The organism is Micrococcus sp. NPDC078436, assembly GCF_040702705.1.
Taxonomy (GTDB): Bacteria; Actinomycetota; Actinomycetes; order Actinomycetales; family Micrococcaceae; genus Micrococcus.
Window position 1 is genome coordinate 19,569 of the sequence record NZ_JBFBLX010000003.1, and the last position, 13,728, is coordinate 33,296.

A 13,728-nucleotide genomic window follows, 5' to 3' on the forward strand; every position below is an offset into this window, starting at 1 on the left:
GAAGGGGTCTCACCGAGAATTCGTGCCGGACTCGGCGAGCGCGTCGGGTGGAACTGTGAGCCGACGCCGAGGGCGTAGCTCGTCATCTGTCACCCTCCACTGTAGGGAGCAGATCCGGTGCTGGGGAGGTCTGCGGAACGTTGCGTTCCGTCAGGGCGGAGGGATTCCGCGCCCCGTGGAGATCCGGAGCCCCCTGATCGACGTCGCAGAGCCCGCCGAATGCCGGGGGTCGACCTTCCCTGCACGGCACCCCTCCGGGCCTCAGAGGACGTTGCGGCGAAGCCCCTGGAAGTCCGGTCCCGTGACCACGCCGAGGGCCTGCGCCTGGGAGCGCTGCTGGCGCAGCGAGACCGTGCCGAGCAGCAGCGCGAGGGCCCGCTCGCCCTCCTCCGGGGAGTCGGCCGCCTCGGTCAGGAGCGTGTGCAGCGCCCCGCCGCCGAGGCCGAGCGCGAGCGCCGAGAGCACCACGTCCGTGCCGTCCCGGTGGCGCAGCAGCACCTGCTCCGCCACGGCGGCCCGCCCGGCGACGTCGCCGATCCGCCGGGCGCGCACCGTGTCACCGATCTCGGCGACGATCCGGTCCGCGACCCGGGCGAGCAGGGTCTGCTTGTCCGGCACGTGCCAGTACAGGGCGGAGGCCTGCACGCCGAGCACGGCGGCCACACGGCGCATGGAGAGGTCGCCCATGCCGAAGTCCTGCAGGATGCCGACGGCGGCGTCCACCACGTCCTCGGCGGTCAGCCGGCCCCGGGCGGAGGCGGCGGCAGGGGGCGGGGTCATGCGCCCGAGGCTACCCCGGACCCGTGCCGGGGCGCCCGTCGTCGTGGGTCCCGGACACCCCCAGGCGCACGGTGCGGTCGGCCATGACGGCGGCCTCCGAGAGGTCGTGGGTCACCACGACGGCGGTCACCCCGGCCGCCCGCAGCACCTCGCGGATCTGCACGGCGAGGCGTTCGCGCAGGTCCGCGTCCAGGGCGGAGAGCGGCTCGTCCAGCAGGAGGACGCGGGGGGAGGGGGCCAGCGAGCGGGCCAGGGCCACGCGCTGCGCCTGGCCGCCGGAGAGGCTCTGCACCGGCCGGTCCGCCAGTTCCGCGAGCCCGACGAGTGCCAGCAGCTCCGCCACCCGGGCGCGCCGGTGCGCCCGGTCCCACCCGGCTGCCTCGAGCCCGTAGCCCACGTTGCGGGCCACGGTGCGGTGGGGGAAGAGCTGTCCGTCCTGGAACACCATGCCCACGCCGCGCCGGTGGGTGGGCACGGAGGTCACGTCCTGCCCCCCGATCTCCACGGACCCGGCCACCACGTCCTCCAGGCCCGCGATGCCGCGCAGCACCGTGGACTTGCCCGAGCCGGAGGCGCCCACGAGGGCCACGATCTCGCCGGGCGCGAGCGTGAGGTCCACGCCGCGCACCGGCACCGCACCGTCGGGGTAGGCCACGCTCAGGCCGCTCACGCGCACCCCCGCCCCGGCGGGCGCGCCTGGCGTGCCGCCGCCGTCGTGGCAGACCGCCGCACCGCTGGCTTTCCCTGGGTGGGGCGTGCGCCCCTCCGCCGTGCTCACCACGCGCCTCCCGCTCCCGCCGCGCCCCGGGGACGCAGCCTCTCGCACACCAGCATGATCGCGGCGCTCAGCACGGCCAGTACCGTGGCCGCGGCGAGCGCCATCCCGTAGTTGTCCGCGCCCGGCCGGCCGAGCAGCCGCACGATCAGCACGGGCAGCGTGGGTCGGTCCGGGCTGGCGAGGAAGCTCGTGGCCCCGAACTCACCGAGGGACACCGCGAACGCGAACCCCGCCGCCAGCCCCAGCCCACGCGCCAGGAACGGCCCGTCCACCGTGGCCAGCACGCGCAGCGGCCCCGCCCCGAGTGTGCGGGCGGCCTCCCGCAGCCGCGGGTCGACGGAGGCCAGCACGGGCACGAGCGAGCGCACCACGAGGGGCAGCGCCACCACCGCCTGCGCGAGCGGCACGAGCAGTCCCGAGGCGGCCAGGTCCGGGGCCTGCGCCCGCAGGGAGACGACGAACCCGAAGCCCACCGTCACGGCGGAGACGCCGAGGGGCAGCAGGACGGCGCCGTCGAGCCAGCGCTGGGCCCGCCGGGCGAGCGCCGAGCGCACGGGCCGCGTGAGCAGGAGCGCGAGCGGCACGCCGGCGAGCAGGGTGAGGAGCGTGGCGTCCACGGCGGTGCGCCACGAGTGGTCCAGCGCCTCCAGGGGCGTGGTGCCGCCGGCGAAGCCGGCCCCCGAGCTCGTGGCCAGCAGGGTGTAGTTGCGCAGCCCCCACCCCTGGCTCGAGTGGAAGGAGCGGAGCACGAGGGTGCCCAGCGGCAGCAGCACGAGCGCCGCGGTGGCCAGCGTGGCGGCCACGGGCAGCGCGTCCGCGCGGGTGAGGCGGCGCAGCGGGGCGTCCCGCAGGCGCAGGGCGCGCACGCTCCGCGCCGCGGTGGCCCCGGAGATCCCGACGGCGGCCATGACCACCAGGAACTGCAGCGTGGAGAACACCGCGGCCACCCGCAGGTCCAGGTACACCGAGGTCTGCACCCAGATCTCGGACTCGAGGGTGCCGTAGCCCGGCCGGCCCAGGGTCTGGACGATCCCGAACGCCGAGGAGCAGAAGAGGAACACGAGTGCGGCCGAGCTGGCCACGGCGGGCGCCAGCTGCGGGAGGGTCACGGTGCGGAACGCGCGCCAGGGCGAGGCCCCGAGGGTGCGCGCGGCCTCCTCCTGCCGCGGGTCCAGCGACGCCCACAGCGCGCCCACCTGGCGCACCACCACGGAGACGTTGAAGAACACGAGGGCCAGCACGACGGCGGCGGTGGACTGGTCCAGGCCCGTCCACCCCAGCGGCCCGCCGGGGGCCAGCACGGCGCGGAACGCCACGCCCACGACGACGGTGGGCAGCACGAACGGGACCGTCACCACCGCGCGCAGCAGCGCGCGGCCCGGGAACGCCCGGCGGTGCAGCACGAGTGCGGCCGGCAGCCCGAGCAGGAGGGCGGCCACCGTGCCGGCCGCCGCCATCCCCAGGGTCTGCCCGAGGATCCGCCATGTGCGCTCGCGGGCGAGGACCTCGCCGAACGCGGTGAGGTCCAGTGCGCCGTCCGCGGACACGCCGCGCCACAGCATGGCCGCCACGGGCCACGCGAAGAACACCGCCAGGAACGCGAGCGGCACGACGGCGGCGAGCAGCCACCACGCGCCGATCCCGTCCCCGCCGGCCCGCGTGCGGCGCCGTCGCCGTCCGCCCGCGGGGCGACCCGGGGGCGCGAGGACGGGCTCGGCGAGCGCGGGCGGGCCGGGGACCTGAGAGGTCACTTCCCGGCGTGCTCCTCGTGCAGCGCGGTCCACTCCTTGAGCAGCTCCTCGCGCTCGGCGTCCACGGCCTTCGGATCCGGGGAGATGGGGTCCTCGGCGAGGGGGGCGTTCTCGGCCCACTCGGCGGGCAGCTCCACGGACTCGTCGATCGGGTACATGTACATGGACTCCGGCAGCGCCTTCTGCACGTCCTCGGAGAGGAGGAAGTCGATGAACGCCTGCGCGCCCTCGGGGTTCTTCGCGCCCTCGACGACGCCGGCGTACTCCGTCTGCGGGGTGCAGGAGGCCTCCAGGACGTCCGTGGCCGGGGCGAACGCGGGGGAGGAGGAGTAGGAGAGCACGATCGGGTACTCGCCCTTGCCCTCGCCGCCGGAGAAGTCGGTGTAGTACGCGTCCGACCACGAGGCGTCCACCTTGGCGCCGCCGTCGAGGGCCTTCTCCCACCAGCCCCTCCAGTCGTCGCCGAACTCCTCCTTGGTGGCGGCCAGGAGGGCGAGGCCGGGGGAGGAGGTCACGGGGCTGGTGAGCACCGTCAGCGTCGCGTACTGGGGGTCGGTGACGTCCTCGAGGGAGTCGGGGACCTCCATCCCCTCCGCCTCGAACCACGGGGTGTCCACGTTGAGGCACACCTGGCCCTGGTCCACGGGGATCATCCGGCCCTCGACCACGCGGTCCTTCGCGGACTCGGGCAGGTTCGCGGGGGTGTACTCGGCCACCACGCCCTCGTCGATGAGCCGGTGCGTGGAGTGGTCCTCGATGCCGTACACGCCGTCCACCGTGGGGTGGTCCTTGGCGAGCAGCAGCTGGTTGACCACGGAGCCGGCGTCGCCCGGGGCGGTGGTGGAGAGCTGGTGGCCCGACTCCTGCTCGAACCGGGCGATGAGCTCCTCGGGCAGCGCGAAGGAGTCATGGGTCATGATCGTGACGGTCTTGCCACCGCCCGCGGAGTCGGAGCCGGAGGCGGCGGAGCCGGACGTGGTGGCCGCGGCTGCGGCGTCCGCGGAGCCCGCCGCGGAGGAGGAGCCGGAGCCCCCCTGGCCGGAGAGCGAGCAGCCCGTGAGGGCGAGGGCGGCGACGGAGAGGGCCGCCAGCGCGGCGGTGCGCGGGCGGCGGGCGTGCTCGGTGGCGGTGCGGGTCATGCGGGTCTCCTCCTGCGCGGCGGGAGGGGCCGGGGGCGGGCCCGCGGCATGCGGACGCCCCGGGAAAGGGTCTCGACTTCCTTCGCCGGTGCGAGCCGGAGCAGGTTCGAGGGTCTGCGGCGGACCGCACTCTCAGCGCCGCTGCGGCGCTCCCCTGTCGATGTGGACTGGAGCCAGCCTATCGCGTCCGCGCCGACCTTAGACTGCACGCGTGAGCACCCCCGACGAGGCCGCGCCGGCCGGACCCGCCCCCGCCCCCCAGGTCGCCCCGGCGACGCCGGCCTCCGACTGGGACATCCGCAGGCCGCACCGGATGTGGCCGCGCATGCTCGTGATCGTGCTGACGCTCGCGGGCCTCGTGGTGCTCGTGCAGTTCCTGCAGGGCATCTCCTCCATCATCGCGCCCGTCTTCCTCGGGCTGAACCTCGTGATCGTGGCCTACCCCCTGCAGCGCTGGCTGATCGAGCGCGGCGTGCACCCCGTCCTCGGGGCCACGGCCACGGTGCTCCTCGTGGTCACCGTGCTGGCCGTGTTCGTGGGGCTGATCTTCTGGTCCGGGCTCGAGCTGGTGAGCTCCCTGCCCGAGTACGCGGGGCGGTTCCAGGCGATCATGCAGGACGTCTCGGCGTGGCTGTCCTCCCAGGGGCTCACCCCGGACATGGTGAACGCGCAGCTGCAGGCCGTGGACATCAAGCAGGTCACGGGCGCCGCCGTCACCGCCCTGACCGCCATCGCGTCCAACGTCTACGCGGTGGTGGGCCTGCTGATCACCGTGGTCATGGGGATGTTCTTCCTGGCCATGGACTCCATGGCCGTGGAGCGCCGCGTCCAGCTGCTGAGCTCGGCCCGCCGGGAGTTCGGCCAGGCGCTCATGGACTTCGCGGGCGGCGTGCGCCGGTACTGGGTGGTGACCACCGTGTTCGGGCTGATCGTGGCCGTCCTGGACGTCGTGGCGCTCCTGGTGATCGGCGTGCCGATGGCCCTCGTGTGGGGCGTGCTGAGCTTCCTCACCAACTACGTGCCCAACATCGGCTTCATCATCGGCCTGATCCCGCCGGCCATCCTGGGCCTCGCGGAGGGCGGCTGGCCCGCCTTCCTCGGCGTCGTCATCAGCTACTCGGTGCTCAACTTCGTGCTGCAGTCCATCATCCAGCCCAAGGTGGCCGGGGACGCGATCGGCGTGATCCCCACCGTCAGCTTCCTCTCCCTGCTGTTCTGGGCGTGGGTCCTCGGCCCGCTCGGTGCGATCCTCGCGCTCCCCTGCACCCTGCTGGCCAAGGCCATCCTGATCGACGCCGATCCGAACGCACGGTGGATCAACTCGCTGATCGCCTCGGACCTGAAGGGCATGGAGCGGAGGCAGTCCACCCTTCTGGCCCGGCTGCGCGGCGGCTCCTCCGCGGAGGAGGGCAGCCACACGCGCGAGGAGGCGCGCGGGGTGAGCGTGGGCCTGAGCCCCGCGGAGGCCCGGCGCGCCAAGCGGGGGCAGCGCCCCGCCGGGGTCAGCGGCGTGGGGGAGCGGCCGGAGGATGCGGGGCCGCCGCTGAGTCCGGCCCCGGATCCCGTGGCCGGTCCTGCGGACGGGGCTGCACCAGCACCAGGTCGGTGAGGGAGCCGGCCAGGCGCAGCAGGGGAGGCGCCGGGAAGCGCAGCTGACGCCGTCCCGGGTGCAGCTCGGCCGTGAGCGCCGTGGCCGCCTCCTCCGTCGGCGCGTCCTCGAACGCCGGCCGCAGCACGTGCCCGCCCATCGGGACGGCGTCCACGAGCGAGCGCACCCCCTGCTCGGCGGGGTCGTAGGCCTCGGGCAGCGCGCCCCCGGGCACGGTGCGCACGCGCAGCGCACGGCCTGCCGCGTCCGGCGTGCCCTCGAGTCCGCGCAGCGCGGCCGCGCCGACCGCGTGCTCGGGGTGGAACCGGTCGGCACGCCAGTGCACCGCCAGCCGCCCCGGCTCGACGAAGCGCATCCAGCCGCCGAGGTGGCCCGGTCCGCCGAAAGGCCCGCTCCCCGGACGCCGGGGCAGGGCGGTCCAGACCACGCGCGTGACGCCCAGCAGGCCCGTGAGCTCGGCCTCCGCCTGGGCGGCGCTCCAGCCCGGGTTGACCTCCGGGGCCAGCACGGCGCCGGCGTCGACCACGGCGGTGCCCGCCCCGTCCGTCACCCACGAGTCGCGGGAGGCGGCCAGCAGCGGGGTGCGCACGGGGAGCCCGGCGGCGCGGGCGATCGCGCCGCCCACCGCGGCGTCGCGGTGCACGCCGACGTCGGGGTGCCGGGAGCGCGGGTCCAGGCGCCAGTGCACGGCCTCGCCGGCGGGCAGGAACGTGGGGCCGGTGCGGCCGACCAGGGGGGTGTCGAGGGGGACCGGGAGCTGCTCGACCGCGCCGGGGAGCAGGCGCGCGGCCGCCGCACGGTCCTCGGGGTCCACGAGGACGGCGACGTCGGCCGCCTCGGTGAGGGTCTCCGCGAGCCCGGCGATCGCGTCGCGGGTCTCCTCCAGCAGCGCGGCCGAGGGGTGGCGGGGCGGCAGGGCGAGCCAGACGCGCTCCGGCCGATCGAGGGCGTCGGGGTGCTGGGCCATGCCGGGGCGTCTCCTGGGGGTGGGATGCGGTCCCCACCGAGCATAGGGTGTGCCCATGCACCTGCTCCTGCGCACCCTCTGGGTCCTCGCCCGGGCCCGCCGCCGCCCCCGCCTCGGAGTGTGGGACGCGGCCTCGCTGCCCCTGCGCGCCCTGCCCACGGACGTGGACATCGCGTGGCACATCAACAACGGCCAGTACTTCGGCCTCTTCGACCTCGGCCGCTTCGACCTCATGGCCCGCGCCGGCGTCATGAGCGCATTCCAGCGCCGGGGATGGACGCCCGTGGTCCAGGCCGAGCAGGTCGCCTTCCGCCGCTCCGTGACGCTGGGCCAGGCCTTCAGCATCGAGACGAAGTGCATCGGCCTGGACGAGCGGGCCGTGTGGTTCGAGCAGCGCGTCGTCGTGGACGGGGACGTGGCGGTGCGCGCCTTCATCTGCACGCGCCTGCGCGCGAAGGACGGCACGCCGGTGACCAACGACGTCGTCCGCGCCGCCCTCGCCGAGGCGGGCCACGACCTGAGCGCCGAGCCCACGGTTCCCGAGTGGCTCCACGGCTGGCGTGCCGACGTCGCGCTGCCCTCCGCGCGCACCCCCCTGCCCCACGCCTGGCGGGCCGGCGCGGACCACCGCTGAGCCCGCGGCCGCGCCTGCCGCCTCGGGCCCGCCTCCGGGGCCCGGGTCACCCGGCGTCCCCGCGTTTGCGCCGGAGCCCCCCGGACAGACAGGGTGGAGGCATGGAAGAGAGCCGCGCCGCCGCCCCGCACGAGACCGATGCACTCCTCGAGGCGACGGGCGGCATCCCCGACCCCGCCGACCTGCAGGACCTCGCCGACGAGGCGGTCGAGCAGGTGCGCGCCTGGCTCGAGGACGCGCGCGGCCACGAGGCCGACTTCGCCGCCCAGCAGCTGGCCGCGGCGCTCAAGGAGCCGGGCGGCCTGGACTTCATCGTGCGCTTCGTGGACCACGTGATCCGCCCCGAGGACCCCGCCATCGCGGCCCGCGCGCTGCGCGAGCTCGCCCAGCAGCGCCCGGGCTTCCTGCCGCCGGCCCTGCGCGCCGTCTTCGACGTCGGCGGCCGCGCCGCCCCGCTGGTGCCGCGCATCGCCGTGCCGGTGGCACGCCGCGTGCTGCGCCAGATGGTCTCCCACCTGATCGTGGACGCCCGTGACAAGCAGCTGGGCAAGGCCCTCGAGACGCTGCGCGACGAGGACACGCGCCTGAACATCAACCTCCTCGGCGAGGCCATCCTCGGCGAGGGCGAGGCCGACCGCCGGCTCGAGGGCATCGCCGAGCTCATCCGCCGCGACGACGTGGACTACGTGTCCGTGAAGGTCTCCGCGGCCACCGCCCCGCACGCGCCCTACGCGTACGACGAGGCCGTGGAGGACATCACCGCCCGCCTCACGCCGCTCTACGAGCTGGCGCGCGAGAAGCGCACCTTCGTCAACCTGGACATGGAGGAGTACCACGACCTCGACCTGACGCTCGACGTGTTCATGGGCCTCCTGGAGAAGCCGCAGCTGCGCGACTACGAGGCGGGGATCGTGCTGCAGGCCTACCTGCCGGACGCCCTGGGCGCCATGATCCGCCTGCAGGAGTGGTCCGCGCGTCGCGTCGCCAGCGGCGGGGCGCCGATCAAGGTGCGCGTGGTCAAGGGCGCGAACCTGCCCATGGAGCAGATGCAGGCCTCCCTCATGGGCTGGCCGCTGGCCACCGTCGCCTCCAAGCAGGAGGCGGACACCAACTACAAGCGCGTGCTCAACTTCGCGTTCACCCCCGAGCACCTCGCAAACGTGCGCATCGGCGTGGCAGGCCACAACCTCTTCGACGTCGCGCTGGCCCACCGCCTCATGGAGCGCCGCGGGCTGCCGAAGGACGCGGTGGAGTTCGAGATGCTGCTCGGCATGGCCACCGGCCAGGCCGCCGCCGTGAAGAGGAGCGTCGGCTCGCTGCTGCTCTACACCCCCGTGGTGAAGCCCTCCGAGTTCGACGTGGCGATCTCCTACCTGGTGCGCCGTCTCGAAGAGGGGGCCTCCCACGAGAACTTCATGTCCGCCGTCTTCGACCTGGACGCGGACCCGGCGCTCTTTGACCGGGAGCGCGAGCGCTTCCTCGCCTCCCTGCGCCGGCTGGACACCGCCGTGCCCCGCCCGGCCCGCGGCCAGGACCGCTCGCGCGGCGTGGACGGGGAGACCCCTGCCCCCGTGGACGGCTTCGCCAACACCCCGGACACCGACCCCTCCCTGCCCGGCAACCGCGCGTGGGCCCGGCAGATCCTCGAGGCGATCCCGCGCTCCACCCTGGGCACGGACACGGCCCGGGAGCACGCCGCCACGAGCGCCGAGCAGGCCCGCGCCGCGATCGCCGCGACCGAGGAGCCCGGCGCCCGCTGGGGCGCACTGACCGGCCACCAGCGCGCGGACGCCCTCGACGCCGTCGGGCGGGCCCTGCACGCCGGCCGCGCCCGCCTGCTCGAGGTGGCCGCGTCCGAGACCGGCAAGACCCTGGACCAGGGCGACCCCGAGGTCTCCGAGGCTGTGGACTTCGCCCACTACTACGCACGCCTGGCCCGCGGCCTGGACGAGGTGGAGGGCGCGCGCGCCGTGCCCGTGCGCCTGACGCTCGTGATCCCGCCGTGGAACTTCCCCGTGGCCATCCCCGTGGGCGGCGTCCTCGCGGCGCTCGGCGCCGGCTCGCCCGTGGTGTTCAAGCCCGCCCCGCAGTCCGAGCGCACGGGCGCCGTGGCGTGGGAGCTCATCGTGCAGGGCCTGCGGGACTCCGGCCTGTTCGAGGGCGACGGCGCGCTCGCCGGCGTCGACCCGGCCGACCTGGTGCGGCTCGTGACGATGGCCGACGAGGACGAGGAGGAGGTGGGCACCGCGCTGGTGACGGACCCCGCCGTCGAGCGCCTCATCCTCACCGGCGGCTACGAGACCGCCACGCTGTTCAAGGGCATGCGCCCGGACCTGCACCTGCTGGCCGAGACCTCCGGCAAGAACGCGCTGATCGTCACGCCCTCCGCGGACCTGGACCTCGCCACCCGCGACGTGGTCACCTCCGCGTTCGGCCACGCCGGGCAGAAGTGCTCCGCCGCCTCGCTCGTGATCCTGGTGGGCTCCGTGGGCTCATCCGAGCGCTTCCGCCGCCAGCTGCTGGACGCCGCCTCGTCCATCCACGTGGCGCACCCGGACGACCCCCGCGCGCAGATGGGCCCCGTGATCGAGGAACCCGGCGAGAAGCTGCGCCGCGGCCTCACCGAGCTCGGCGAGGGGGAGTCCTGGGCGCTCGAGCCGCGCTCCCTCGACGACACGGGCCGGCTCTTCAGCCCCGGCGTGCGCGCGAACGTGCGCCCCGGCGCGGACGCGCACCTCACCGAGTACTTCGGCCCCGTGCTCTCCGTGATGACGGCCGCCACCCTCGAGGAGGCCGTCGAGCTCGCCAACGCGGTGGACTTCGGCCTCACCTCCGGCCTGCACTCGCTGGACCCGGAGGAGATCGACTACTGGCTCAAGCACATCCAGGCGGGCAACCTCTACGTCAACCGCGGCATCACGGGCGCCATCGTGCGCCGCCAGCCGTTCGGCGGCTGGAAGCGCTCCGTCGTCGGGCCCACCACCAAGGCGGGCGGCCCGCACTACCTGCACGGCCTGGTGGACTGGGAGGACGTGCCCACGTGGCTCACGAGCCCCGAGTCCTCCTCGACGGAGACCGCCGAGGGCACCGCGGGCGGCGTGGACCCCTCGTGGCTGCAGACCGCGCGGAAGCTGGACGAGAAGGCCTGGACCACCGTGTTCGGCGCCGACCGGGACATCTCCGCCCTCGCCGCCGAGCGCAACGTGCTGCGCCATGTGCCCACCCCCGTGCTGGTGCGCTGGGCGTCCGGCCCGGCGGAGCACCTCCTCCGCGTGGTGTCGGCGGGCCTGCGTGCCGGAGCGCCGCTGACCGTGAGCCTGAACCACGTGCCCTCCACCGAGCCCGGCAGCGCCGCCGACCTCTCGGCCGCCGCCGTCCGCGGCCAGGTGGAGGAGCTCGCCCGCTCCGTCCGCAAGGACCACGCCGACGGCGGCGTCACGCCCGTGGCCGTCGTCGTGGAGGACGCCGCCGCGTTCCACGAGCGCGCTCGGCGGATGGCCGAGGTGCCGGCCACCGCGGAGGGCGGCGGGGACGCCCGCATCCGCCTCATCGCGGACTGGACGGGCGACCGCGACGGCGCCGTCGCCGCCCGCGCCGCGCTGAACGAGGCGCTCGGTGACTCCCCGGACGTGGCGGTCTACGCCGGTCCCGTGGTCTCGGCGGGCGAGGTGGAGCTGCTGCCCTTCCTCCACGAGCAGGCCGTCTCCGTCACCGCGCACCGCTTCGGCACCCCCGATCACCTCACGGACGAGGTGCTCTGACGGCTCGGCGTCGGCCCCGTCCCGGTGAGGGGCGGGGCCGAGGTCCGGCAGAGGCCCGGGACACCGCGTCGGATCCCGGCGGGGCGGGTGTCGGAACCGTGGGATGTGGGGCACCATTGGTCGGGTGAACAACAGACTTCTGATCGTCGCCGCACTCTCGCTCGGCGCCGCGGTCCTGGTCCTGGTCGCAGTCATCGGCAATGGCGCCTGGTGGGTGTTGGCCGCGATCATGATCGCGCTCCTGATCCTGGCCATCTACGACGTGACGCAGAAGCGCCACGCCATCCTCCGCAACTACCCGGTCATCGGGCGCATGCGGTACCTGCTCGAGTCCATCCGACCCGAGATCCAGCAGTACTTCATCGAGCGCAACTTCGACGGCAAGCCCTTCGACCGCGACACCCGCTCCCTCGTGTACGCCCGCGCCAAGGGCCTGGACGCGCACAAGGCGTTCGGCACCGAGCGGGACACCTCGGAGATCGGCTACGAGTTCCTCCTCCACTCCTCCGCGCCCGTGAACGCGCCGGAGGAGCCCCCCACGGTGCGCATCGGCGGCCCGGACTGCACGCAGCCCGCGGACATCTCGCTGATGAACATCTCCTCGATGTCCTTCGGCTCGCTCTCCGCCAACGCGGTGGTGGCCATGAACAAGGGCGCCGGCATGGGCGGCTTCATCCACGAGACCGGCGAGGGCGGCCTCACCAAGTACCACCGCGGCAACGGCGCGGACCTGTTCTGGGAGATCGGCTCCGGCTACTTCGGCTGCCGCAACGAGGACGGCACGTTCAGCGCTGAGCGCTTCGCCGCCAAGGCCGTGCTCCCCGAGGTCAAGGGCATCACCGTCAAGCTCTCGCAGGGCGCCAAGCCCGGTCTGGGCGGCATGCTGCCCAAGGAGAAGATCTCCAAGGAGATCGCCGAGGCCCGCGAGATCCCCATGGACCGCGACTGCCTGTCCCCGGCCTCGCACTCCGCGTTCCGCACCCCCCGCGAGATGGTCCGCTTCATCGGGCGGCTGCGCGAGCTCTCGGGCGGCAAGCCGATCGGCATCAAGTTCTGCGTGGGCTCCCGCGTGGACGTGCTCGCCATGTGCAAGGCCATGTGGGAGGAGCGCATCGCTCCGGACTTCATCATCGTGGACGGCTCCGAGGGAGGAACCGGCGCCGCCCCGCTGGAGTACTCGGACCGCGTGGGCACCCCGCTCACCGAGGGGCTCATGCTCGTGCACAACGCCCTGGTGGGCACCGGCCTGCGCCACATGATCAAGCTCGGCGCCGCCGGCAAGGTGGCCACCGGCTCGGACATCGTCAAGCGCCTGATCCAGGGCGCCGACTTCACCATGTCCGCGCGCGCCATGATGATGGCCACCGGCTGCATCCAGGCGCAGAAGTGCCACACGAACGAGTGCCCGGTGGGCGTCGCCACGCAGGACCCGCGCCTGGCCCGCGCCGTCGACGTGGAGGACAAGTCGAACCGCGTGTTCAACTACCACCGCCTCACCGTCCGCGAGGCGGTGCAGATCATGGCGTCCATGGGCGTCTCCCACCCGTCTCAGCTGAACACCCGCATGATGCGCCGCCGCGTGGACCACCTGAGCACCCGTTCCTACGCGTCCATCTACCACTGGCTGCGCACGGACGAGCTGCTCAACGACCCGCCAGCCGGCTGGGACCTCGACTGGGAGGAGGCGGACGCCGACCACTTCGGTGAGCACGCCCGCATCGACTACCTCACGGACCGCAACCCCGAGTGGCGCTCCGAGCTGGCCGCCCCGGGCCGCGACGGCGAGCAGGGCCAGGCGCCCTCGGCCCTGTCCCGCGCCGGCTCATCCCTCGCCACGAAGGACCGGATCGCCGTCGAGCCGCGGGATGCGAACGGGGTCTCGCTGAGCACCTCCCCCATGCCCAGCGTCGCCTCCCTCAAGGAGGGCGAGACCCTCTACGGGCGCACGGTGGGCCGCCTGGCCCAGGCCGTGGGCCTCGGCAAGGACGACGACGCCTCCGCCAGCCCCGTCCCGGGCCCGTCCGGGGACTCGGCGGCGGCCGCCAAGACCGACGCCGACTGGTCCGACCAGTCCCCGCGCCGCGGCCATGCGGACGACGCGAGCGAGCTGCCGCCCGAGGCCGGGGCACGCCCCGAGCGCCAGGACGGCGAAGAGGTCTCCGACGGCGACACCACCGGTCGCGTCGAGGATGAGCCGCGCGGCGAGGGCCGCGTCGTCTGACCCGACCCGCCGTCCCCCTCGACGAGCCCTGCGCTGCTGCCCCTGTCCGCCCCGGACAGGAGCAGCAGCGCAGGGCTCGTCGCAGGAG

General features: G+C 74.5%; 9 protein-coding genes and 1 riboswitch. Of the genes, 4 read left to right on the top strand and 5 right to left on the bottom strand.

Translation table 11 applies throughout. The features are described 5' to 3' along the window. Positions 1-261 precede the first annotated feature (261 nt). From AB0302_RS02690 to AB0302_RS02705, 4 genes are all read right to left on the bottom strand, one after another. Positions 262-780: a TetR family transcriptional regulator gene (locus tag AB0302_RS02690; RefSeq protein WP_319074488.1), complete on the bottom strand. Its 519-nt coding sequence runs from the start codon at positions 778-780 to the stop codon at positions 262-264. A gap of 10 nt (positions 781-790) precedes the next feature. Continuing rightward, a complete protein-coding gene (locus AB0302_RS02695; protein WP_248116213.1) occupies positions 791-1,450 on the bottom strand; it encodes an ABC transporter ATP-binding protein in 660 nt (219 codons plus the stop codon). 104 nt (positions 1,451-1,554) lie between these two features. Beyond that, a complete protein-coding gene (locus AB0302_RS02700) occupies positions 1,555-3,198 on the bottom strand; it encodes an iron ABC transporter permease (RefSeq protein WP_298985362.1) in 1,644 nt (547 codons plus the stop codon). Positions 3,199-3,305: 107 nt separating this feature from the next. Then, entirely contained in the window at positions 3,306-4,448 is a 1,143-nt protein-coding gene (locus AB0302_RS02705; protein WP_366370458.1) for a thiamine ABC transporter substrate-binding protein, read from the bottom strand. Positions 4,449-4,508: 60 nt separating this feature from the next. Further along, a riboswitch (TPP riboswitch) is annotated at positions 4,509-4,614 on the bottom strand. 45 nt (positions 4,615-4,659) lie between these two features. On the opposite strand from AB0302_RS02705, the gene AB0302_RS02710 reads away from it, so the two are divergent. Next, a complete protein-coding gene (locus AB0302_RS02710) occupies positions 4,660-6,057 on the top strand; it encodes an AI-2E family transporter (protein WP_366370459.1) in 1,398 nt (465 codons plus the stop codon). Here the strand turns inward: AB0302_RS02710 and AB0302_RS02715 are convergent. Then, positions 5,951-7,024: an agmatine deiminase family protein gene (locus AB0302_RS02715; protein WP_366370460.1), complete on the bottom strand. Its 1,074-nt coding sequence runs from the start codon at positions 7,022-7,024 to the stop codon at positions 5,951-5,953. The genes AB0302_RS02710 and AB0302_RS02715 overlap by 107 nt on opposite strands. Positions 7,025-7,079: 55 nt before the next feature. Between AB0302_RS02715 and AB0302_RS02720 the strand changes: the two genes are divergently transcribed. From AB0302_RS02720 to AB0302_RS02730, 3 genes are all read left to right on the top strand, one after another. Beyond that, the gene (locus AB0302_RS02720; protein WP_248116221.1) at positions 7,080-7,658 is read left to right on the top strand and encodes an acyl-CoA thioesterase; all 579 of its coding nucleotides are present in this window, start codon (positions 7,080-7,082) and stop codon (positions 7,656-7,658) included. 101 nt (positions 7,659-7,759) lie between these two features. Further along, entirely contained in the window at positions 7,760-11,419 is a 3,660-nt protein-coding gene (locus tag AB0302_RS02725; RefSeq protein WP_366370461.1) for a bifunctional proline dehydrogenase/L-glutamate gamma-semialdehyde dehydrogenase, read from the top strand. Positions 11,420-11,522: 103 nt separating this feature from the next. Beyond that, positions 11,523-13,640 carry an FMN-binding glutamate synthase family protein gene (locus AB0302_RS02730; protein WP_366370462.1) on the top strand — a complete coding sequence of 706 codons (2,118 nt, stop codon included), beginning with the start codon at positions 11,523-11,525 and terminating at the stop codon, positions 13,638-13,640. Positions 13,641-13,728 lie beyond the last annotated feature (88 nt).